Source organism: Patescibacteria group bacterium (genome assembly GCA_018897195.1).
Taxonomy (GTDB): domain Bacteria; phylum Patescibacteriota; class Patescibacteriia; order Patescibacteriales; family UBA12075; genus JAHILH01.
In genome coordinates this window covers 56,660-78,422 of record JAHILH010000001.1, presented here as the reverse complement: position 1 = coordinate 78,422, position 21,763 = coordinate 56,660, and the positions used below count along the sequence as shown (strand labels likewise).

The window sequence follows — 21,763 nt, the reverse complement described above, 5'->3', positions numbered from 1 at the left end:
ACGCCATAGCCTTAGTGACGGCGGGTATTTATTAATTAAATTATTATTTCTTAACTGGTGCCTTTACTGGTGCTGCCTTCGGCGTGGTTGTTGCTTGTGCTGGCGTAAGCACGGCTGGTGTCGAGGTCGCATCATCCTTAAATTCTACTCCGTTCAAAATATCCAAAGCACGATCAAGTTGCGGATCCTTACCCTCATTAAAATCTTCAACCGTAAAATTAATATTTCGATCAGGTTCGATACCAAGCTCATTAATACTGCGTCCTTTTGGCGTTAACCACTTTGCAATCGTAATCTTAATTGACGAACCGTCTTTTAGCTCATTCAAGGTCTGCACCGATCCCTTACCAAACGTCTTAGCGCCCAAAAGTGTTGCCTTGCCATAATCTTGCAATGCCCCAGACACAATCTCTGACGCAGAAGCACTACCCTCGTTCACCAAAACAACTGTCTTGTAACCCTTCAAAAGCGCTCGTCCACGAGACATGTGATCATTCTTTTTGGAATCAGAAAACTTCTCCGACACAATCACACCCTTATCTACCCACTTGCTCGCCATATCAATCGCTGTCTCCAAATAACCGCCTGGGTTATTACGTAAATCCAAAATAATACCTCTTGGATTTTTTTGAATAACGTCGGCAACTGCTTTGTTGAACAAATCATCAGTATCATTATTAAAGCTACTAACCTTTATTACATAAATACCATCCTTACGCATTTCTGTGCGCACGCTCTTGACCACAATCTTGCCACGTTTAATCACATAATCCTTCACACCCGCTTGACCAATCCGACCGATTGTTAATGTTACTTCCGTATCCTTGGCTCCACGAATCTTGCTCACCGCCATATCAATAGACATCCCCGCCGTTGACTCCTTGTTAATAAACAAAATCTTGTCCCCAGCCTTCAAGCCCGCTTTCTCTGCTGGCATATCCGGCAAAGGTGCAACCACTGTTAAAATATCATCTTTAATGCCAATCTCAGCGCCAATTCCTTCAAAAGTTCCAGCTAAGTCATCACTAAATTCCTTAGAAACTTTTGGATCCATAAACACAGTGTAAGGATCACCCACGGCTGCAACCATTCCCTTTAAAGCGCCATAAAACAAAGTCTTATCAGTAATCTTGTCCTGGTCAACATAATTTACGTGCAAAGAATCCCACACCTCCCAAAATAGCTTAAAATCAACATCCTGCGTCAAAACACCGGTCGTTGGCTCACTATATTGACCTAGTAATTTCCCAGCATAAACAGCCTGAATCTTAGCAAAATCACCCATCAACTCCTTTTTGCCAGCAAAATAAACCCCCAATTCAAAAGTAATTAACAATAATACTATTGAACCGATAAATTTGATCGCAAAAATAAACCTATCATGCCTTTTCAAGTCTTTTTCTTCAGTCATTTTATTAAAAAATTAGCCATTTTTCAAGCTAACAGAATTATGTAAATTAGATGTGTTTATTTTAGCACAAAGAGAACAACTATGACAAGTTACCCTAAAACTTGAAAAATAATACCAATAAGCTATACTAATTATACAAATAAACCCTCCTTCGCTAAAGTTACGTCTGGCGAAGAAATAATTAAAATAAATAAGTATATTATGTCAAAATTCATAATCCAAGGCGGTCACAAGTTGAGTGGCAGTATTGATGTTAAAGGGGCCAAAAATGCGGCTTTAAAGATTATTCCAGCTACCATTTTATCTAGTGAGAAAATAACCATCAAAAATTTACCCGATATTGAGGATATAAAGATGTCTTTGAGTCTTTTGGAGGATTTGGGGGCGAAAATTACTCGAAATGGTGATGTTGTTGAAATTGAGACCAAAGATATCAATAAATTTGAGCTCAATCCCCTTTTTGCTAATAAGTTCCGCGCTTCGATTATGTTTGTCGGTCCCTTGTTGGCACGCTTCAACGAGGTAAAATTTCCACACCCAGGTGGCTGCGTTATTGGTGCTGGCGGACGACCAATTGATATTTTTGTTGACGGCTTCAAGGCGCTTGGCGTTGAAATCGACGAAACGGAAAATTATTACGAATTAAAAACCAAAGGCTTAAAGGGTTGTGAATATTTTTTCAACGTTGTCAGTGTAACCGGCACCGAGGAGATTATGATGACCGCTGTCCTTGCTGACGGCGTGACTGTTTTGAAAAATTGCGCCATGGAACCGGAAATCAAGGCCTTAGCTGATTATCTCAATGAATGCGGCGCCAAGATTGAAGGCGCAGGCACACCAAACATGACCATCACTGGCGTTGAAAAAATCGGCGCTGGCACTTTCACCGTTATTCCTGATCGTATTGAAACCGGCTCCTTCGCCGTCATGGCCGCTGTAACTAATTCTGAACTTACTATTAATAAATGTAATCCAGAACATGTTGAAATACTTTTAAACATTTTCAAAAAAATCGGTATCAACTTCGAAGTTGGCACTGACTACATCAAAATGTTGCCAAGTAAAAATTTCAAACCTTACAATATAAAAACTCACGAATATCCTGGCTTCCCAACCGACTTACAGTCCCCTTTCACATTATTAATGACGCAGGCTCAAGGCTCATCCATGGTTCATGAAACTATCTACGACCGTCGCCTTCTCTTTGTTGATTTACTTTCCCAGATGGGCGCCAACATTATCATGTGTGATCCACATCGAGTCGTAGTCAACGGCCCAACCCAACTTTATGGCAAAAAAATGACCAGCCCTGACCTTCGTGCCGGCATCACCCTAGTTATCGCAGGTCTTATTGCAAAAGGCAAAACCGAGATTGATAATATTTATCAAATTGATCGCGGTTATGAAAATATAGACGCTCGCTTAAGAGCGTTAGGCGCCAAAATTGAGCGCGTAGACTAAATACCTCGTCATTCCCGCGAAAGCGGGAATCCAGGTGCCACGAATAATGAATTTAGATATAGAGACTTATTTATAATTATATTTTGAATTTAACTCACACTCTTTCGAAATAATTTTTTACCTTTAATTTTATTAACTCCTGGATCCCCGGGTTATAAAAGTCAAAGACTTTTTGTATAGTCAGGAGTTTATGCTCCATGACACAAGCCCGAGGATGACGGAAATAAATCAATATGATATCTTTACGCCGTCGTTTATTTTACACCACATTCTTGATAATATTTTTTATCATCACACCCCTATTATTCATGTATGCCATGGGCTATTCATTTAGTAATGGTTTTAAGCTACAAAAAACAGGCATCTTGGTCATCGCCTCCGAACCAAAATATGCCAAGATTTATTTGAACGGCGAATTACAGCAAGATTTCATAAAGAAGCTTTACAAAAAAGATGACTACAAAACTACACCACAAAAAATAAAAAATCTAATTCCCGGCGAATATAATATTAAGTTAGAACTCGACGGTTACTGGCCTTGGGAAAAGAAACTTGCCATTTGGCCAGGTCAATCCACCTTTGCCGAAGACGTGAAGCTCTTTAAAAAAGATGCACCAGTATCATTATTGAGCGGTGAACAAAACATTTCCATCAATAATAACAAAAGCAATATCCTGGCTTGGAATAAAAAAGAAGCTACCTTGATAAATCCAATAACCAATGAAATAAAGAAGATTGATATCGCTACATCAACATTGCCAGAGAATAAAAATGTGATTTGGTCCCCAAGTTCGAATAAGGCACTTTTGGACAATTTTTTAATTGATGAAAATAATCAAATCAGCGACCTAAGAACCAAAACCGACAAACAAGCTAAAAATTTTCAATGGGATAATTATTCTGACCGCTATGTTTATTACATTAATAGCGCAGGCCTAAATAGATATCAAACCGATGATAAAACCACCACCAAAATCATCAGCAGCGCAGCTATTAGTAACTATTTCGCCCAAAAGGATACTATCTACTTCTTAATCAATGAAAAAGAATCAACCATCCTTAATATTTTTGACACTCAAAAAAATAAAATCACTGGCAAGATAAACCTACCACTTTCAAACTATTCCTTCATTAACCGAGAGCAAAAATTACTAAACATACTGGATAATAAATACAACATCCTCTATCTTATTGACGTCAATTCTTCAATTAAACAACTAAAAGATTCGTTAAGCAATATCTCCCCAAAAAATCAGTGGATTAGCGACACACAGCTAATCTACGCCAACGACTTTGAAATATGGATGTATGACCTCGATTCATCCCGAAAAAAATTAATTACCAGAATAAGCAAGAAGATTACCGACATCGCTTGGTTGCCAACCAATGGACACATCTTATTCTCCACCAACAACAATATCAACGTTATCGAACTCGACGATCGCGAGAAATACAACATCACCAAACTCCTTGAGGCAAACCAAATAAAAAATCCAGCCTTGAACAAAACTGGTGATACACTATTTTTCTACGCCGACCTTAATGACGAAAAAGGCGTTTACAAATTGTCAATCAACTAAATACCAATCAGCTTCCCAAAAAGAAAAGCCTCGGTTTTACGCCGAGGCTTTATTTTTACCTTAGTCAATATTTTTTTTCCAGGGCAGTATTTGAACTACTTTTCTTGTGCCAATATCAACTACTTTCAGTCTGTTCTCTGCATACAACTGTACACATTTCCGATAAAGCGCCCACTCTGCCTTAAGACCTCTTTCCTTAAACATTTCAAGAGTGTCACCAGGATGAATGCTCACTGTCTGTTGACCGATTATCGGACCGGTGTCTTCGCCATAATCGACGAAATGAACCGTGCACCCACCGACTTTACAGCCATAACGAAAAGTATCGCCATAGCCGTCTGTGCCGGGAAATGCTGGCAAAAGAGCTGGATGAATATTCATAATTCGCGGTTTTTCTGAATCCTTGTTTATCTCGTCAATGATAAATGACGACATGTTCCGCATGTATCCAGCCAAAACCAAAAGATCAAATTCATACTTCTTAATATTGTCTAACAACACCTCTTCTGCCATAATTCTATTTAACATCCATGATTGACGCTCACTATTGGATATTCTAGACGACGGGATTATCCCACAACTTTTAGAAATGGTGTCATTCAGAACAGAGTACCCAAACAAAGTACTGGGTCGTTCATTCTTAAATTCACGATAATCAACCACGAAAGACGGAATGCCGTGTTTTGTCGCCCTTTCAAGACCATAAACATCTGGCTTATCAGAACCAACAAAAACGACTTCACCGTCAATTTGGCCACTCTCACAAGCGTCAATTATTGCCTGCAAATTTGAACCTCCACCGGAAATCAAAACACCAATTCTCAATCTCTTTTTTACCATGGCTTTCTCCTCCTCGGAAAATTATTGGTTTATTTTCTGTAAAATATAAAAAATTATAAATGAACAATAAAAAAATTAACTAAACATGATATTACTCATATTTAGTTAATTACATAAAACCTACATTAAATTATACAAAAAGTCAATCCTATAAACTTTCCCCAACCTTCTTGATATACTCCCGCAAATCCGCTCCAATCTCCTCATTCTTCATGCCCAAGGTAATCGTTGCCTTAATAAAATTAAACTTATCACCTGTATCCAACCACTCACCCTCCAATTTTTTTCCGTACAACGGTTGTTTGTTTTCCAACATAATATCAAAAGCATCGGCCAAGCGAATCTCGCCTGATTTGCCGGCTTGCATTGTGCCCAAAACATCAAACACCTCTGGTGTGATCACATAGATTCCCACTGCAGCTAAATTCGAAGGTGCTTCTTCTGGTTTTGGTTTTTCCACAAATTTCTTAATCTCATAAACATCGTCACCAACATCAACTCCATCAATCACGCCAAACTTCCCTATCTTCGCATTCTCTACCTCAGAAAGACCAACCACGGAGCCACCGTATTTTTCATAAGTCTCGATAACCTGCTGGGCTGGTGATTTTAGATCATAGTCATACAAGGTGTCACCAAACATTACTAAGACTGGTTCATTATTCACCAAGTGCGCCGCACAACTCAAAGCATGACCATCGCCAAGGGGCATCGGTTGACGCACATAAGAAAACTTCGCCATGTCACTAATCTCGCGCACTTTTTGCAATAAATCATGTTTATTTTTCTCCACCAAAGTATGTTCCAATTCGAAAGAATGATCAAAGTGATCCTCAATCGAACGTTTGCCACGACCAGTGACAAAGATTATCTCTTCGATACCTGCCGCCACCACTTGCTCGACTAAATATTGAATTACCGGCTTATCAACTACCGACAACATCTCTTTTGGTTGCGCCTTTGTGGCTGGCAAAAATCTGGTTCCGAATCCCGCTACCGGGAAAATTGCTTTTTTTATTTTCATCATATATTTTTCATCCGTCATCCCCGCGAAGGCGGGGATCCAGGTACCTCGCAGATTGTTTTCAGGATAAGGAGAATTAAAATTTACGAAGTATTATTTATTATCAATATTTATATTAAGATTAGTCTCTATAATTATGTACTCAAGGTCTGTAGCGCCTGGATTCCCGCCTTCGCGGGAATGACGTAGGAATATAATTAATTTTTAAATCCCCACTTCCAAGTGTATTTCAACCACGAAGCAATATGCCAACGCGTGGTTCTGTTTGTAAAAAACTTATACCAAGCCGTCTGCGCGCTTTGGCGCGCATGATTATGAATTATTTTTACCTCCGGATTATAAACAACCTTATAGTCTTTTTGCCAGAAGCGCCGACACAAATCCGTATCTTCAAAATACAGAAAAAACAAATCATCAAAATAACCAATCTCATCCAAGGCGCTCTTGCGACAAAATAAAAATGATCCCAACAACCAATCAACCTCTCGAATCGTCTGATGATTAAAATCTTTCATCAAAAAATTATCAACATCCTTTTGCGCCCAAGGTAATTTGCCCAAAGGTGTGCGCCGATAAAGCGGAGTCAAAAAAGAATGCCAACGATAACAAGAGTCCTGAATCGATTGATCTGGATTCAACTGCATTGGTCCCACCACTCCAACCTCTTTATTTGCCTCCATATAGGCATAAAGTTTTTGAAAAGTATCATACTGTGCCAAGGTGTCTGGATTCATTATCACTACATAATCACCCACTGCTTGTTTAATACCAGCATTATTACCTGCTCCCATACCCAAATTAGCGCCATTCTGGATAAATTTGACCTCTGGATTCTGCCACGCCAAAATCTCCCCCAAGGCATCGTCGGAGTTATTATCAGTCACAATCACCTCGTGAGTCAATCCACTCCAATCAGCCTCACTAATTGACTTCAAACAACTCATCACAAAACCTTTTTGTTTGTAGTTTAATATTACGATACTTATATTTGTCATATACAATAATTTATTCCCTCTCCTAGCCAGGAGAGGGTTAGGGTGAGGTAGTTTTCGGGCGAGGGAGAATAACACCTCTCTCTACCAAAAAATAATAAATTTAACCACCTTCCAATAAAAATCAAATACCGGATTCATAATTCGCAATTTCCAATCATCGATTTCTTGATACCAAATCCGCCCCGTAAATATCCCAATAATATCAGCATCCCTAACTTGGCGTATTTTTTGTGACTCGCGTCTCGCTTTATACAAATAAACCCACGTTCGCGGTGTCAAAAAATACTTCCAGACTTTTCTTTTCTCTTTCCACCAACCAGACTTCAAGGAAAATAAAATCAAGCCAATTTCCATCACCAAAAAGGCTGGGAAAATTAGAATTAAGGTTAAGATATGATAGTTTTTTAAAATCGCCACAATGCGATTGCGGTCCATCCAATAATATTTAGCAATCGAACGGCTGAATTCATATTTATGATACACAACCGCCTCATTTGCCAACAAACAGGAATAGCCCGCCAACCAGACACGCCAGCCCAAATCCTGATCCTCATTATACATCCAAAATTCCTCATCATAAAAACCAATCGTATTCAAGACTTCACGACTAAACATTACTGCCGCCCCTGAAGGATAGCAAATTGGCGCTGTTTTTATTTCACCAACCTTTGCAGTTTTGACATTGTCATTATAACCAACCGAATAACCAAAACCCAAAAAGTGCGTTGCGTTGCCAAGACTATTGATCTTATTCGTTTCCGGATGCAACATCAAACGCGCTTGCACCGCCCCGGCCTTTTTATCATTCTCAAAAATATTTACAATCGTGCTGATAACTGATTTATCCGCAATCGTATCCATATTCAAGCAAAATATAAAATCAAAGCCCTGCGCCAAGGCAATCTTTATCGCATCATTATTCCCCTTAGAAAAACCATCATTATTTTTATTCAGAATCAACTCCGCCTCCGGGACAGTCTGCGCCAAATAACCGAAGCTCTCCGCACTCGTCTCATTGTCTACGATAAAGGTCTTAATTTCGCCAGAATAGTCCTGCGCTCGCACTCCGGCAATACAATCCACCAAAAACCGCTTGGCATATTCCTTATAATTTATTAAAATAATCGCTACTTTTTTATTTTCCATAGTTTAAATATTATAACATTTTTATTTTTTTTAGGCTAGAAATATGTCAATATCACAAAAAAAAGAGTCATCAACAAAATTGTCAATGACTCATAATAATTTTCAACCAGGACTAACTATCGCTTTTCCTCGTTAACCACCAACATCCTCATGTCAATGCGCTTCAAGTCGGGCGCCGACAAGATAAATGCGTTTCCGTCCAATGGCTTGGTCTTACAACCGAAATCAATCGTCACCAGGGACTTGTTTTTGGCATAATTCTTTTTCAAGATTACCAATTTGAAGCCGGGGGAAAGGCGATAAAAACTTACGCCATCGCGATTCACCCACAAATCAAACGCCCCTGTCTTTTTATCAAAGACGACTTTCTTAACTTCGAAGACCGTATTGGCACTTGCAACACCGGACGAAAAGGCAGACAACAACGCAACAAGTAGTACCGCGCACATTTTTTTCATCGCATCATCCTCTTTAAAATGATTAACATTGCCAATTAGGCAAATGATAAAAAAATGGCTGCACGTTTTGTAAACCGTGCAGCCAAACTGGTACTCGACTTTTTAGGCGGACATAGACTCGCCAACAGCACTCTGATGCTCACGAAATGTTTCCCAGCCCCGGTCAGTCAATCCGCCAAATGGTTCGTACTCCACACCGTGCTTCTGAAGCACATCCTCGATAGCCATTGTGCATCTGGAATAGAGCTGTGCCGTATCATCATTACAGCTCACATCTGGCAATAATCCACCCGCTAATGCAGCAGATAAAATCGTATACTTCTCGGCGACCCATTTAAGATCTTTCAAGTGCACATCAGCCGGCTTGACACTTTCCATCATCCAGCGAATAAGGCCCACGCCGTGATCGTTGGGATCATACGGCGCTTCACCCTTCCATTTATTCTCAGGAAGAAACGACTGTTTCATGATTTCATTATACCAGTCGTCGTAATCTCTCATCATCATGTCATCATTCAAGTATCCATGATTGTCAAAATCGTCAATTACACCGTCGCCGATCATGTTGCCGTGCTTATAGCCAACAACGTGCTCACCTCGCGCCTCATCGTAACGACGTGAAGCAAAAACATCGTGAACATCGGCATAGACCTCGGTGTCACCGGTCAACATCTCCGAAACTCCATCAACGATCACTCGTTTGCCGAGTTGACGATTTGCCTTACTGAAATTTCTCCGACAATTAGCAGCAATACACTTTGCCATGCTAGCCATAACCATGTCTCCTCTCGTGAGTTGATATTTTTTGGCGATAAAAACCGTTGTTTGCACTATAAATAATAAAAAGAACAATTGTATCAACATAGCACATATTCATACATTTGTCAATGCCAGGTCTAAATTATCACATAATTAGCCAAAAAAAGACAGAAAGTCTTAAAACTTCCCGTCTTTTATATATTTTTTCAATCATCCTTAATTCAAAATTCAATCCCGAGTACTCGGGACAAAATTATCACCCTAGTACATTCCCCCCATTCCAGGCATACCGCCACCCATTCCGGCAGCGCCATTATCTTTCGGTTCCGGATTATCAACAATCACTGCCTCGGTCGTCAAAAACATAATTGCTGCTGATGACGCGTGTTCAAGAGCTGAACGCACAACCTTGGTCGGGTCAATGATGCCAGCTTTGATCAAATCTTCAAAACGATCTTCGGCAGCGTTGTAACCGATATTTTTGTTGCCACTCATATTCTCACGAATGATGTTATAAAGAATCAATGAACCATCCTTGCCAGCGTTTTGTGCGATTTGTTTGATCGGCTCCAAGATTGCTTGGTCGATGATGCGCGCACCTGGATTGATATTTTTCTTTTCAGCAATTTCTTCGAAGGCATTTCCCGCAAGCGCAAGCGCAAGTCCGCCGCCTGGCACCACGCCTTCAGCTACGGCTGCACGCGTCGCGTTCAAGGCATCTTCAATACGGTCTTTCTTTTCTTTCATTTCACTCTCTGTTGCTGCGCCCACCTTGATGATCGCCACACCGCCGGCAATTTTTGCCAAGCGCTCTTGTAAACCTTCAATGTCATACTCTTTATTCGAATTGGCAAGTTCTCTCCTTATGTGATCAGCACGATTTTTAATTTCTTTTTCATCACCACGTCCTCCAATAATTGTCGTATTATCTTTGCCTGAAATCACTTTATCTGCCTGGCCTAAATCGGCAATTTCAACATCTTCTAATTTCAAACCAACCTCTTCGGAAATCATTTTACCACCAGTCAAGACTGCCAAGTCCCCTAACATCGCCTTGCGACGATCACCGAAGCCAGGAGCTTTAATGCCCAAGACGTTAAATGAGCCACGCAATTTATTCACCACCAAAGTTGACAACGCTTCACCTTCGATAGCGTCGGCGATAATCACCAACTCTTTGCGACCGCTCTGCGCCATTTTTTCTAACAACGGTAAAATCTCACCAATTGTCGAAATTTTCTTATCAGTCAAAAGCAAATACGCATTCGCATACTCCGCCTTCATTGTCTCAGGATTGGTCACCATATATGGCGACACATAACCCTTATCGAATTGCATACCTTCCACAACCACTTTTTCAACGCCAAAAGATTGACCCTCTTCAATCGTAATCACGCCGTCCTTGCCCACTGATTCCATTGCCTCAGCAATAATATTACCAATCTCTTTGTCATTTGCAGAAATCGAAGCCACTTGCGCAATCTCATCCTTAGTCGTAATCAACTTACTCATCTTCTTTAATTCCGCCACAATTGACTTCACTTTCTTTTCCATCTCAGTGCGAAGCTCAATCGGATCCACGCCCGCCGTTACCAATTTAATTCCCTCCGTAATCATCGCTTGCGCCAAAACAGTTGCCGTTGTAGTACCATCACCAGCAATGTCATTAGTCTTTGACGCGACTTCCTTGATCATTTCCGCACCTAGATTTTCAAATTTATCTTCCAAAGTAATTTCACGAGCCACCGACACGCCATCCTTGGTAATCGTCGGACCACCAAAGCCCTTATCAATCACCACATTCCGTCCCTTCGGACCCATAGTCACCTTGACCGCATTAGCCAATTTATCAACGCCACGCTTCAAAGCTGCGCGCGCTTCATCGTTATAGATTATTTGTTTGCTCATATATTTATATTTTAATTATTTAATATTCATTTATTATTCCCTCGCCTGGCCAGGAGAGGGTTAGGGTGAGGTGGTTTTCCGTGCACAAAATATTCTTTTTAAGCACAACACTCTTCCGACAACCCCTCACCCCGACCCTCTCCCGCCGGGGCGAGGGAGATTGTATATCCTCTTTTAATTAATTTATTACCGCCATGATATCTTCCTCCTTAACAACAAGCAAATCCTGTCCATCAATCTTAATCTCAGTAACGGGATAATTTTTAAAAACAACCACATCGCCAACCTTAACACACATTGGAATGCGCTCACCAGTCTTCGAAAACCTACCTTCGCCGATTGCTATCACCTCTCCTCGCTCCGGTCTTTCCTTGTCGATGGTTCCGGGCAAGACAATTCCAGAAGCCGTCATTTCATTTTCAACTACTGGTTTAACAACCACGTGATCATGTAATGGTTTTATGTTCATAGATTTTTTTGTTCTGTCATTCTGGAACGTAACGAAGTGCAGTGATAGAATCTTCCGCTTTGTACGTTTTATACGTAGTCGAAGATCCTATCGCTTCGCTCCAGGATGACAAATATATTCATAATTAAAATTTGATTTTTTCATTAGCACTTTAACCTTAAGAGTGCTAAATCTCTCTCCATTTTACCATTTTTAAAGCCGCTGTCAAGCATTTTTTTTAAATAAATTTCTCAAAAGTTATCCCCAACTTTCCCCACATTTAACCCACAGGTTATCAACATTAAGACCTAATTAAGATTTAATATTAGCCCTGCTTACTAATATTAGGTAAAAAATCGCCAAAAATACTTGACTTTTTCCGTAAATATGGTATAATAGATTTATATAAAAGTTGTTCTTTCATTATCATTCAACCAGCAGGAGGGATTATCATGACAACTATAAGTGGCAGACTTCTATTAAGCATAGTTCGAGTACTCAGAGTAAGTCGCTTCTACTCAAGAATGACACGATCTCAAAAATGGGATTGTATTCAAGATTATCATCGCTGCAATTACAATGCGGTGTGATATGAAAAAAAACAAACATAAAGGCAGAACACAAAAATAAAAACGTGTCCTGCTTTTTCCTATACGACGATAAATATATTTTCAAAAAATTTACATATAACAAAAGACACTCGATTGAGTGTCTTTTGTGTTATATAATATCTTGTGATTATTTCATTGCCTTCCAACGACGTGATGCCTTGGTTCTCGCCAACTCCTTCGCAATCGCCGCAGAGACATTGGCATACTTATCTTCAAATTTAGGATTCTTTCTCGCTTCTTCTGCACGTCGACGTGCCTCTTCAGCTCTCTCTTCATTAATCTCTTCCGCACGTTCCGCACTGTCTGCCAAAATCACCACCTTGTTGTGCAGGACTTCCACAAAGCCACCAGACACAGACATAATCTTTGTCTCACCAGCTTCATTCTTTAATTCAATAACTCCAGGCGCCAAAATAGAGACCAAGGGTATATGCTTTGGCAAAACGGTGATTTCTCCCTCTTTAGTTGGAACCGTTACTTGCGTAATCACATCCTTCATCACTGTTCGTTCTGGAGTTACGATTTCGAATTGTATTGTATTTGACATATTTTTTTTAAATTCTCCTCTTAAGTTCCCTCTCCTTGTCAGGAGAGGGTTAGGGTGAGGTAGTTTTCTGTGAAATGATCAGGATTTTTATTGGGGATTCTCTTCCGACAACCCCTCACCCCGACCCTCTCCCGCCGGGGCGAGGGAGCTTATCAATGCTCTTCGTCTTTATTATGCACCAACCTCTTCAATTCCGCCTTTCATATAGAAATCACCTTCACTCTTATCATCATGCTTGCCGTCCAAGATTTCACCAAAGCCCTTGATAGTGTCAGCCACCTTCACATATTTACCAGGATGACCGGTGAAAGTTTCCGCCACGTGAAATGGTTGTGACAAGAATCTTTGAATCTTACGCGCTCTAGTTACGATTAATTTATCTTCATCAGACAATTCCTCCATACCCAAAATAGCGATAATATCTTGCAAATCTTTATATTTCTGCAAAACTTTTTGCACGCCTTGAGCTACGCGATAATGTTCTTCGCCCACAATTTTCGGATCAAGAATAATAGATGATGAATCCAAAGGATCAACTGCCGGATAAATACCCAGCTCAGACAAACTTCTGTTCAATACCACAGTTGAATCAAGATGAGCGAAAGTTGTCGCTGGCGCTGGATCAGTCAAGTCGTCGGCTGGCACGTATACCGCTTGAATCGAAGTAATCGAACCCTTGGTAGTTGAAGTAATACGTTCTTGCAATTCACCCATTTCAGTTGCCAAAGTTGGTTGGTAACCAACCGCAGAAGGCATACGACCTAACAAGGTTGATACCTCGGAACCAGCTTGAGTGAAACGGAAAATATTATCAACGAAAAATAACACGTCTTGATTTTGTTCATCACGAAAGTATTCCGCCATCGACAAACCAGACAAGGCCACACGCGCACGCGCTCCAGGCGGTTCATTCATTTGACCGAAGACCATCGCTACTTTATCCAACACACCCGCGTCTTTCATTTCGTGATAAAGATCATTGCCCTCACGCGTTCTCTCGCCCACACCAGCAAATACCGAATAACCACCATGCGCTTTAGCAATGTTGTTAATAAATTCTTGAATAATAACTGTCTTACCTACGCCGGCACCACCAAACAAACCAACTTTACCACCTTTGGCAATCGGACAAATCAAGTCGATAACCTTGATACCAGTTTCCAAAATTTCAGTTTTGGTTGATTGCTCAGTAAAATCCGGAGCCTTGCGATGAATTTCGTATTTCTTATCAGTCTTCGGCGTGTCCTTGCCGTCAACGGCGTTGCCCAAGACATCAAAAATACGACCCAAAGTTTCGTTACCAACCGGCACGGAAATACCCTCGCCTGTTGCAACTACCTCGTCGTCTCTTTTTAAACCATCAGTTGTGCCCATCGCGATTGTTCTCACGACACCAAAACCAATGTGTTGTGCCACCTCCAAAACCAATTTACCATCCTTGGTCTTGATCTCCAAGGCATCATAAATCGCTGGCAACTCACCCTCAAAATGAACATCGACCACCGCGCCGATGACTTGCTTCACTCTGCCTGTTATTTTATTATTTTCACTCATACTATTTATATTTAATTTGTAATAATTTATTTACTAATCGCTCCCGCACCGGCGGCAATTTCCGCAATCTCATTGGTAATACTTGCCTGTCTTGCCTTATTGTAATACAATACCAATTCCTTATGCATGTCATCCGCTGCTTCTGTTGCCTTGTGCATCGCACTCATACGCGCACTATGCTCGGACGCATTCGACTCAAGCATGGCTTGGAATAATTGCACCTCAATCAAACGCGGAATCATATCATCCAAAACCTCACTCTCACTCGGTTCAAACGTAAACGCATGCGTATAAGTCTCATCATCGCTACCTAATAAATATTTATTTTCCTTGTCCTGAATATAGCTTTTATCCATACCGACACGCGTATCAACGCCCATGATACCAAGATACTCATCTTGAGAATCAATATCAACTGGCAATAGTTGCTTCACGCGCGGAATCTGGGTGCCGGCGCTAACGTAGTCAGTATAGGCCACGAATATTTTATCATAATCCCCTCTCAAAAAATCATCACGCACCATTGTCGCCAAAGGAATGACCTCATCAACACTAACAGCGACATCGGTTTTTTCAAATTCCGCTAAGACGTGATGTCGGTAACGCGTATAAATAGCTTGTCCTTTTTTACCAATGACCACAAAATCAGTTTTAATATCTTCACCATTAACTTGATGTTTTTTAATTGACTGATGAGCCTTACTCACAATCGCTGAGTTAAAACCACCACACAAACCACGATTTGAGCTCAGCAAAATAATCGCAACTTTGTTCACCTTTTCTCTCGGCGTCAATAAGGGATGATAAATATATTTCTTCTTGGCTTGCTTAGACAAATTCAAAACTGTTGTCCAACTCAAATTGGCATAAGTTCTTGTCTTAAGCACACCTTCAATTGCCTTGCGCATCTTGGACGCCGCCACCATTTCCATAGCGCGCGTAATCTTCTTAGTGCTAACAACTGATTTTATTCTTCTTTGAATTTCTTTGGTATTAGCCATATTACTATTTAACGATATAATCTAAAGTCCCTTTATAATCTTCAATTAATTTTTTCATTTTCTCTTCAACATCAGCGAACAACTCACCTTTCTCATCAATCATTTTACAAACACTAGCATCCATATCATCAATATAGGTCAACATGCCTTTTTCAAATTGCATAATCTTATTCACGGGCACGTTATCCATATAACCATTAATCAAAGCATAAAAAATAATCACTTGATGTGCGTGTGGAATCGGATTATACTGATCTTGTTTAAAGACTTCAATCAACCTTTCACCACGATTCAATTTCATTTTAGTTTCCTCATCCAAATCAGATCCGAACTGAGCAAAAGCAGCTAACTCACGATATTGCGCGGCTTGCAAACGAATCTTGCCTGCCACTTTCTTCATCGCCTTTGTTTGCGCGGCAGAGCCCACACGAGATACGGACAAACCGGCATTCACCGCTGGTCGCTTACCTTGATAAAATAAATCCGGTTCCAAATAAATCTGTCCATCAGTAATTGAAATTACGTTAGTTGGAATATAAGCAGACACGTCACCAGCTTGCGTTTCAATAATCGGTAAAGCTGTGATTGAACCACCACCAAAATCTTTGTTCAAACGGCAAGATCTTTCCAATAAACGAGAATGAAGATAAAACACATCACCAGGGTACGCTTCACGTCCTGGTGGTCGTTTCAAAAGCAAAGAAATTTCACGATAAGCCACAGCGTGCTTACTCAAATCATCATAAACAATTAACACATCTTCACCCTTGTCCAAGAAATATTCTGCCATCGCTGTTCCAGCGTAAGGAGCGATATATGATAATGACGCTGGGTCAGAAGCACCCGCCAATACGATAGTTGTATAATCCATTGCGCCACCTTCTTGTAATTTACCAACAATATTAGCAATCTTGGATTCCTTTTGTCCAATCGCCACATAAATACATTTCATATTCTGCCCTTTTTGATTAATAATAGTATCAATCGCAATCGCAGTCTTACCAATCTGTCTATCACCAATAATTAATTCACGTTGTCCACGTCCAATCGGAATCATCGAATCAATCGCCTTGATACCGGTTTGCACTGGCTGACTTACTGATTGACGAGTAATCACACCTGGTGCGATTTTTTCTACTGGATAATGTTTTTCACCAACAATCTCACCCTTACCATCCAAGGCTTGTCCCAAAGGATCAACTACGCGCCCAACCAAAGACTCACCTACTGGCACTTCCAAAATACGCTTCGTTGTCGCCGCCGCATCACCTTCCTTAATCATCAAAGAGTCGCCCAAAATAATTACACCTACACTGTCTTCTTCCAAATTCAAGGCTACACCAAAAACAGAACCATCTTTGGTTTTAAACTCAATCATCTCCGACATCATTACATCTGAGATACCGGTAACGCGCACGATACCATCTCCGACTTCAACCACACGGCCAATAGTCTGCTCTTTTACTCCCGACTTAAACTCGGTTATTTGATTTTTCAATTGTTCAACAATGAAATCTTTTGTTATAGACATAAACTTTATATTTAAAATTTTAAAATGTAATTTTATTTAACCATTTGCTCTTTTAAATTATGAATTCTTGTTCGCAAACTACCATCATAAACCATATCACCATTCTTAATGATGACGCCACCTAAAATATCCTTATCAACCTTCTCACGAATCACTACCTTGTCAGCATTTAATAACTTAATTGCATATTCGCTTAAAGCCTTCTTGGTTTCCTTATCCGTCTCTTGCGCTGTCGTCACATCAACAACAGTTATGCCATTCTCGCGATTCCAAGCTTTAGAAAAATACTTACCAATCAATTCTCCTCTTTTTAAATCCTTGTTCTCCGCCAAGATTTTCACGAAATTTTTAACATAAAGCTTCACCTCCGCTTCGCTCTTGTCCGCCGTCGCTTCATATAACGCCTGCGCGTATTTTTTTAGGGAAATTTTCATAACAATTTAAGTTCCCTCTCCTTGCCAGGAGAGGGTTAACGTAATCCTCGTCCGAACAATAATAAAGGGGACAGGGTGAGGTAGTTTTCCGTGCGCTATACAAGCGATTCACCACTGATTTTATTTTAATAAACTTTTTACTTACTATTCTCATCCGACCACCCCTCACCCCGACCCTCTCCCGCCGGGGCGAGGGAGTCTGCCAACACTGTTTGTTATCTTAACTAATGATTTTCTTAATAACTTCCTTGTCCTTCGCGATATCCATCTTCTCTTCCAAAATCTTCTCAATCGACAAGGCTACCAAATCTGCAATTTCTTTTTTAATTTCCTTAATCACGCGTGTCTTTTCTTCACGAACTGTTTCTTTTTCTTGATTAATAATCACACCAATCTCTTCTTTAGCCTTATTAACCATTTCTTGCTTGCGAATCTCAGATTCTTGACGCGCCTTTTCCAATAATTCACCAGCCTCTTTTCTGGCCTCCATGATTGTCTTTTGGTAATTCTCCTTTGTCTCAGCCAATTTAATATCAATATGCTTAGCATCGTTAATACTCTTCTCAATCTTTTCTGTTCGGTCTTTCATAGTTGCTATCAAAGGCTTCAAAGCAAAGAAATATAAAATACTAAAAACGATACCAAAATTTACCGCTTGGGCGATTAAGATTCTGACGTCGATGTGAAATGTTGAAATTAAACTTTCCATAAAATAATAGTTAATAATCTAGCCTCTCCGACCTAGAGTCGGAGTTCGTCAGATCACTAATTAGTTGATACCAAAAGCGATTACCAAAGCGTAAATAGCAATAGCTTCTGCAAACGCTGCTGCTAAAAGCATAGGCACCAAGATTTTTCCCGCTGCTTCTGGATTACGACCAATCGCTTCCATCGCTTTTGCGCCGATAAAACCAATAGCTAAGCCGGGTCCGATTGAACCAATACCAATGGCCATAGCCTTGGCAAACATTACATTTTCCATATTACTTGTTAAATTTCAGATTATTTTGACTAGTGTCAAAGTAATTTTGAAATTTTAGTTTATATTATATATTAATAATTTATTGTCATTCTGGAACGAAACGAAGTGCAGTGATAGAACCTTTCACTTTGTACGTTTTTTACGTAGTCGAAGATTCTATCGCTTCGCTCCAGAATGACAAGAAAATTAATGATCTTCTGATGTTGTGCTCATAGTCAAATATGCCAAAATCAACATAGCAAAAATTAACGCCTGAATTACACCAACAATTACCTCCATAAACATAAACGGAATCGGTAAACCAAAAGCCAGGATTGCTGCCATCGACGCCAATAAAACTTCACCAGCAAAAACATTTCCAAATAAACGGAAAGAAAGACTAGCTACTTTGGCAATTTCGCCCACAATTTCAATCAAGCCAACAAATACATGAATCGGATTTACAATCAACACGGTCGGATCTTTCATAACTTTCTTTGGAATATCCAAAATCGCTTTAATATTAACAAACTTATTCAAATAACGCCACCAACCCAAGGCCACCACACCAAAAATGTGACTCGCCACCACACCAATAATCGCTAAAGCTAAAGTTGTATTCAAGTCAGCAGTGCCACCTCTAAAAAAAGGCGCGAATACTTCGTGCCCATTTTCGGTAACCATTTTACCGATTGAACCAATGCCAGGCAACAAGCCCATCCAGTTGTTCAATAATATTAAAATAAAAAAACTAAATACAAACGGAAAAAACTGCAAAGACTTCTCTCGAGAACTAGTCACCGAGTCAAAAATCCCCAAAAACCCCTCAACCACCATTTCCATCACATTTTGCAAGCCAGTTGGCACTTCCTTTATTCTTTTTCTGATAAATAAGCCAAAAATCAACACAACCGCCACCACCATCCAAGTATTAATCATAGAATTAGTAATTGGAAAACCACCAACATTGGCAACTTCTTCAGCATAAAGAGTGTGTCCATGTTCAGATTTTGTTTGTGTCTCATGTGTCCCTGCCACCTCTGTTGCTTCAGGCATTTCCTGGACTTCATTATGTTGTTCGACTTGATTTGACATATTTTAATTATTTTCAATCATTATTTTTTGTCATTTCGTAGTGAAACGAAGAAATCGCTTATACTCAACTACTAAAATCATTCTCTTTTTATGAAATAGTGTAGTCGAAGCGATATCTCACTTCGTTCGATATGACAAAATATTAAATTCTATTTGTCCAACTTTTTATATTCCTTCGATACATTATATACTAAATAACTAATAGAAAATACAAACGCAATTCCCGTGCTCACCAAAAACAAAATCGGCTCCGTACCGTAATGACCATCTAATTTTTTGCCCAAAAAAGCTCCCAATAATATTGGAGCTGTTATCCAGGCCGACCATCTCAGAAATAAAGTCAAAGCCGGCTGCCACCAATTTTTGTCATCCTTCCTTTTTTCAATGGCCATATTTTGCAAATAAAACAAAAAAGGACAAGAAGTCTTGTTCTTTTTCAAGATTATATTCATATTATCTATTAGTGACGGCATATTGTCAAGTGGAAAAAACAAGAGCACCCAATTTTAACACCCGCAATTAAACCGTTTTCTACAACAAAAAAAATAAGGCATGCCGTAGACATGCCTTTATTAAATAACTAACGGAATTCCGTGACATTTGTCGCGGAAGCCTGCAAAGCTTCTTTGATTTTCCATTGCATTGTTTGCCTCAATTATTTTGGGTTTTAGTCGGGGTTACCAGAGGTTTTTTATATCTTTCCTGGTAATACCGTCCTTTTCGAAGAGTTCGTCTTTTAAGCTATGGAGCTCACGAACAAGTTTTTTGGCCTGTTTTCTTTCGAAAATTTCATAAGCTTGATTTATTAAAAGCTTCAACTCTTTTACAGCGTTGCTACATTCAAGCAAGCGCTTTCTGGCTGCTCCCTTAAAATTACCAGTGTCCATCTTCTCCGGAACCCCATAATTTGCATATGGGTTTTTCGGTGGCACCTCCTTTTTTTTGGACTTTTTCGGTTGAAATCCCAATGATTGTAATTGATCTTGCAATGTGCTCAATTTATTCCTCCCTTGCTTTGATTAATAAAAACTCAGGTTGATGTGGATACTATATCACATTATTTACATTATGTCAAGCAGACTACTCTTGATTTAATTTTAGACATTAATATAGCAATATTTTATAATAGCAGGTTACTATTGATTAATTTTTACTATTGTGTTAATATAATTCTATTGAATTAAAAATAAGAGCAATTGATAAAAATATTGGCTAAATTGATTTAATTTTAGCTATTTTTTTATAAAATTAAGAAATCTCATGAAAAAGGATATTCACCCTAAGTATAATGAATCAGCAAAAGTTATCTGCGCTTGTGGTAACACTTTTGAAATTGGCTCAACTGTAAACGAAATTAAGACAGATTTGTGTTCTGCTTGTCATCCATTCTTTACCGGTAAACAAAAATTAGTTGATACCGCAAGAAGAGTTGAGAAATTTGGCGACAAATTGAAGGCTTCTGATGCAATTACCATCAAAACTGGTAAAACTGCAAAAAGAGCAAAGAAAGCTGAGGTTAAAGCAGCTAAAGAAACAACTGTAAAAGTTAAGAAAGAGACTGCAAAGAAAGAGCCTAAATTGAAAATCGAAACAGAGAAATAGCTTATTTGAAACGGTTATTTTTTGTCGTGGTAAATTGTATAGATTTATTGGGACGGAAAATAGCCGTTTTTTATTAGATTTAGGAAAGAAAAAAGGGAGTCTCGTTGTTTTGAGAACTCCCATAAAGCTTGATACCTCTTGCAGTGAAAACTGCACTTTGTGCAAATTTCCTCTTCGGAACATAGGGTCGGTATCTCAACGGCGACTCCATTCTAACTAGCGCCAGAACTTCACAGTCTCCCGACTATTTCTGCACACTATGTTCCTATCTCGAAGCCCGCCTGAGGGAATCGAACCCACCCCGCCACCTTGAGCGTTATAAAAAAACACCTCTTTGGCGGTGAACCACGGCAGTTTACAAGCTTTGAAGATATTTAAGCATATTTAAAAAATAAGT

The 21,763-nt window shown here is 39.6% G+C and carries 22 protein-coding genes; 3 read left to right on the top strand and 19 right to left on the bottom strand.

What is annotated here, in order from left to right; genetic code table 11:
- Nucleotides 1-43: 43 nt before the first annotated feature.
- On the bottom strand, nucleotides 44-1,411 hold the full coding sequence (locus tag KKD45_00340; GenBank protein MBU4308953.1) for a S41 family peptidase: 1,368 nt from the start codon (nucleotides 1,409-1,411) through the stop codon (nucleotides 44-46).
- Nucleotides 1,412-1,612: 201 nt separating this feature from the next.
- Here KKD45_00340 and murA point away from each other — a divergent pair, with 201 nt between their 5' ends.
- A complete protein-coding gene (gene murA / locus KKD45_00335) occupies nucleotides 1,613-2,872 on the top strand; it encodes a UDP-N-acetylglucosamine 1-carboxyvinyltransferase (GenBank protein ID MBU4308952.1) in 1,260 nt (419 codons plus the stop codon).
- A 233-nt stretch (nucleotides 2,873-3,105) separates the two neighbouring features.
- Nucleotides 3,106-4,452, top strand: coding sequence for a hypothetical protein (locus KKD45_00330; GenBank protein MBU4308951.1), 1,347 nt, complete (start codon nucleotides 3,106-3,108; stop codon nucleotides 4,450-4,452).
- 60 nt (nucleotides 4,453-4,512) lie between these two features.
- Here the strand turns inward: KKD45_00330 and purN are convergent, their stop codons facing one another.
- The 18 genes from purN to KKD45_00240 form a co-directional block, all read right to left on the bottom strand.
- Nucleotides 4,513-5,292 (bottom strand): phosphoribosylglycinamide formyltransferase, encoded by a 780-nt coding sequence (purN, locus tag KKD45_00325; protein ID MBU4308950.1) that lies wholly within the window; start codon nucleotides 5,290-5,292, stop codon nucleotides 4,513-4,515.
- A 148-nt stretch (nucleotides 5,293-5,440) separates the two neighbouring features.
- On the bottom strand, nucleotides 5,441-6,316 hold the full coding sequence (locus tag KKD45_00320; GenBank protein MBU4308949.1) for a UTP--glucose-1-phosphate uridylyltransferase: 876 nt from the start codon (nucleotides 6,314-6,316) through the stop codon (nucleotides 5,441-5,443).
- Nucleotides 6,317-6,513: 197 nt separating this feature from the next.
- Nucleotides 6,514-7,311, bottom strand: a complete 798-nt coding sequence (locus KKD45_00315; GenBank protein MBU4308948.1) for a glycosyltransferase family 2 protein — start codon at nucleotides 7,309-7,311, stop codon at nucleotides 6,514-6,516.
- Nucleotides 7,312-7,392: 81 nt separating this feature from the next.
- A complete protein-coding gene (locus KKD45_00310; protein ID MBU4308947.1) occupies nucleotides 7,393-8,457 on the bottom strand; it encodes a glycosyltransferase family 2 protein in 1,065 nt (354 codons plus the stop codon).
- A 116-nt stretch (nucleotides 8,458-8,573) separates the two neighbouring features.
- Nucleotides 8,574-8,915, bottom strand: coding sequence for a hypothetical protein (locus KKD45_00305; protein ID MBU4308946.1), 342 nt, complete (start codon nucleotides 8,913-8,915; stop codon nucleotides 8,574-8,576).
- A 102-nt stretch (nucleotides 8,916-9,017) separates the two neighbouring features.
- Nucleotides 9,018-9,779: a hypothetical protein gene (locus tag KKD45_00300; GenBank protein MBU4308945.1), complete on the bottom strand. Its 762-nt coding sequence runs from the start codon at nucleotides 9,777-9,779 to the stop codon at nucleotides 9,018-9,020.
- 156 nt (nucleotides 9,780-9,935) lie between these two features.
- Nucleotides 9,936-11,582 (bottom strand): chaperonin GroEL, encoded by a 1,647-nt coding sequence (groL, locus tag KKD45_00295; protein MBU4308944.1) that lies wholly within the window; start codon nucleotides 11,580-11,582, stop codon nucleotides 9,936-9,938.
- 178 nt (nucleotides 11,583-11,760) lie between these two features.
- On the bottom strand, nucleotides 11,761-12,051 hold the full coding sequence (locus KKD45_00290) for a co-chaperone GroES (GenBank protein MBU4308943.1): 291 nt from the start codon (nucleotides 12,049-12,051) through the stop codon (nucleotides 11,761-11,763).
- 717 nt (nucleotides 12,052-12,768) lie between these two features.
- Nucleotides 12,769-13,188 (bottom strand): F0F1 ATP synthase subunit epsilon, encoded by a 420-nt coding sequence (locus KKD45_00285; GenBank protein ID MBU4308942.1) that lies wholly within the window; start codon nucleotides 13,186-13,188, stop codon nucleotides 12,769-12,771.
- Nucleotides 13,189-13,359: 171 nt separating this feature from the next.
- Complete coding sequence (atpD, locus tag KKD45_00280) at nucleotides 13,360-14,742, bottom strand: F0F1 ATP synthase subunit beta (GenBank protein MBU4308941.1); 1,383 nt, start codon at nucleotides 14,740-14,742, stop codon at nucleotides 13,360-13,362.
- 26 nt (nucleotides 14,743-14,768) lie between these two features.
- Nucleotides 14,769-15,743, bottom strand: coding sequence for an ATP synthase F1 subunit gamma (gene atpG / locus KKD45_00275; protein ID MBU4308940.1), 975 nt, complete (start codon nucleotides 15,741-15,743; stop codon nucleotides 14,769-14,771).
- Nucleotides 15,744-15,747: 4 nt separating this feature from the next.
- A complete protein-coding gene (atpA, locus tag KKD45_00270) occupies nucleotides 15,748-17,274 on the bottom strand; it encodes a F0F1 ATP synthase subunit alpha (protein ID MBU4308939.1) in 1,527 nt (508 codons plus the stop codon).
- Nucleotides 17,275-17,306: 32 nt separating this feature from the next.
- Nucleotides 17,307-17,708: an ATP synthase F1 subunit delta gene (gene atpH / locus KKD45_00265; protein ID MBU4308938.1), complete on the bottom strand. Its 402-nt coding sequence runs from the start codon at nucleotides 17,706-17,708 to the stop codon at nucleotides 17,307-17,309.
- 220 nt (nucleotides 17,709-17,928) lie between these two features.
- A complete protein-coding gene (gene atpF, locus KKD45_00260; GenBank protein ID MBU4308937.1) occupies nucleotides 17,929-18,417 on the bottom strand; it encodes a F0F1 ATP synthase subunit B in 489 nt (162 codons plus the stop codon).
- Nucleotides 18,418-18,477: 60 nt separating this feature from the next.
- Entirely contained in the window at nucleotides 18,478-18,690 is a 213-nt protein-coding gene (gene atpE, locus KKD45_00255; protein ID MBU4308936.1) for an ATP synthase F0 subunit C, read from the bottom strand.
- 186 nt (nucleotides 18,691-18,876) lie between these two features.
- The gene (locus tag KKD45_00250; GenBank protein ID MBU4308935.1) at nucleotides 18,877-19,764 is read right to left on the bottom strand and encodes a F0F1 ATP synthase subunit A; all 888 of its coding nucleotides are present in this window, start codon (nucleotides 19,762-19,764) and stop codon (nucleotides 18,877-18,879) included.
- Nucleotides 19,765-19,913: 149 nt separating this feature from the next.
- Nucleotides 19,914-20,237 carry an AtpZ/AtpI family protein gene (locus tag KKD45_00245; protein MBU4308934.1) on the bottom strand — a complete coding sequence of 108 codons (324 nt, stop codon included), beginning with the start codon at nucleotides 20,235-20,237 and terminating at the stop codon, nucleotides 19,914-19,916.
- A gap of 204 nt (nucleotides 20,238-20,441) precedes the next feature.
- On the bottom strand, nucleotides 20,442-20,762 hold the full coding sequence (locus tag KKD45_00240) for a hypothetical protein (protein MBU4308933.1): 321 nt from the start codon (nucleotides 20,760-20,762) through the stop codon (nucleotides 20,442-20,444).
- 262 nt (nucleotides 20,763-21,024) lie between these two features.
- Here KKD45_00240 and rpmE point away from each other — a divergent pair, with 262 nt between their 5' ends.
- Nucleotides 21,025-21,366 carry a 50S ribosomal protein L31 gene (gene rpmE / locus KKD45_00235; GenBank protein MBU4308932.1) on the top strand — a complete coding sequence of 114 codons (342 nt, stop codon included), beginning with the start codon at nucleotides 21,025-21,027 and terminating at the stop codon, nucleotides 21,364-21,366.
- Nucleotides 21,367-21,763: the final 397 nt, after the last annotated feature.

Coding starts and splice junctions, on each gene's coding strand:
- KKD45_00340 (MBU4308953.1), bottom strand. CDS start 1,411: ATGACTGAAGAAAAAGACTTGAAAAGGCATGATAGGTTTATTTTTGCG.
- murA (MBU4308952.1), top strand. CDS start 1,613: ATGTCAAAATTCATAATCCAAGGCGGTCACAAGTTGAGTGGCAGTATT.
- KKD45_00330 (MBU4308951.1), top strand. CDS start 3,106: ATGATATCTTTACGCCGTCGTTTATTTTACACCACATTCTTGATAATA.
- purN (MBU4308950.1), bottom strand. CDS start 5,292: ATGGTAAAAAAGAGATTGAGAATTGGTGTTTTGATTTCCGGTGGAGGT.
- KKD45_00320 (MBU4308949.1), bottom strand. CDS start 6,316: ATGAAAATAAAAAAAGCAATTTTCCCGGTAGCGGGATTCGGAACCAGA.
- KKD45_00315 (MBU4308948.1), bottom strand. CDS start 7,311: ATGACAAATATAAGTATCGTAATATTAAACTACAAACAAAAAGGTTTT.
- KKD45_00310 (MBU4308947.1), bottom strand. CDS start 8,457: ATGGAAAATAAAAAAGTAGCGATTATTTTAATAAATTATAAGGAATAT.
- KKD45_00305 (MBU4308946.1), bottom strand. CDS start 8,915: ATGAAAAAAATGTGCGCGGTACTACTTGTTGCGTTGTTGTCTGCCTTT.
- KKD45_00300 (MBU4308945.1), bottom strand. CDS start 9,779: ATGTTGATACAATTGTTCTTTTTATTATTTATAGTGCAAACAACGGTT.
- groL (MBU4308944.1), bottom strand. CDS start 11,582: ATGAGCAAACAAATAATCTATAACGATGAAGCGCGCGCAGCTTTGAAG.
- KKD45_00290 (MBU4308943.1), bottom strand. CDS start 12,051: ATGAACATAAAACCATTACATGATCACGTGGTTGTTAAACCAGTAGTT.
- KKD45_00285 (MBU4308942.1), bottom strand. CDS start 13,188: ATGTCAAATACAATACAATTCGAAATCGTAACTCCAGAACGAACAGTG.
- atpD (MBU4308941.1), bottom strand. CDS start 14,742: ATGAGTGAAAATAATAAAATAACAGGCAGAGTGAAGCAAGTCATCGGC.
- atpG (MBU4308940.1), bottom strand. CDS start 15,743: ATGGCTAATACCAAAGAAATTCAAAGAAGAATAAAATCAGTTGTTAGC.
- atpA (MBU4308939.1), bottom strand. CDS start 17,274: ATGTCTATAACAAAAGATTTCATTGTTGAACAATTGAAAAATCAAATA.
- atpH (MBU4308938.1), bottom strand. CDS start 17,708: ATGAAAATTTCCCTAAAAAAATACGCGCAGGCGTTATATGAAGCGACG.
- atpF (MBU4308937.1), bottom strand. CDS start 18,417: ATGGAAAGTTTAATTTCAACATTTCACATCGACGTCAGAATCTTAATC.
- atpE (MBU4308936.1), bottom strand. CDS start 18,690: ATGGAAAATGTAATGTTTGCCAAGGCTATGGCCATTGGTATTGGTTCA.
- KKD45_00250 (MBU4308935.1), bottom strand. CDS start 19,764: ATGTCAAATCAAGTCGAACAACATAATGAAGTCCAGGAAATGCCTGAA.
- KKD45_00245 (MBU4308934.1), bottom strand. CDS start 20,237: ATGCCGTCACTAATAGATAATATGAATATAATCTTGAAAAAGAACAAG.
- rpmE (MBU4308932.1), top strand. CDS start 21,025: ATGAAAAAGGATATTCACCCTAAGTATAATGAATCAGCAAAAGTTATC.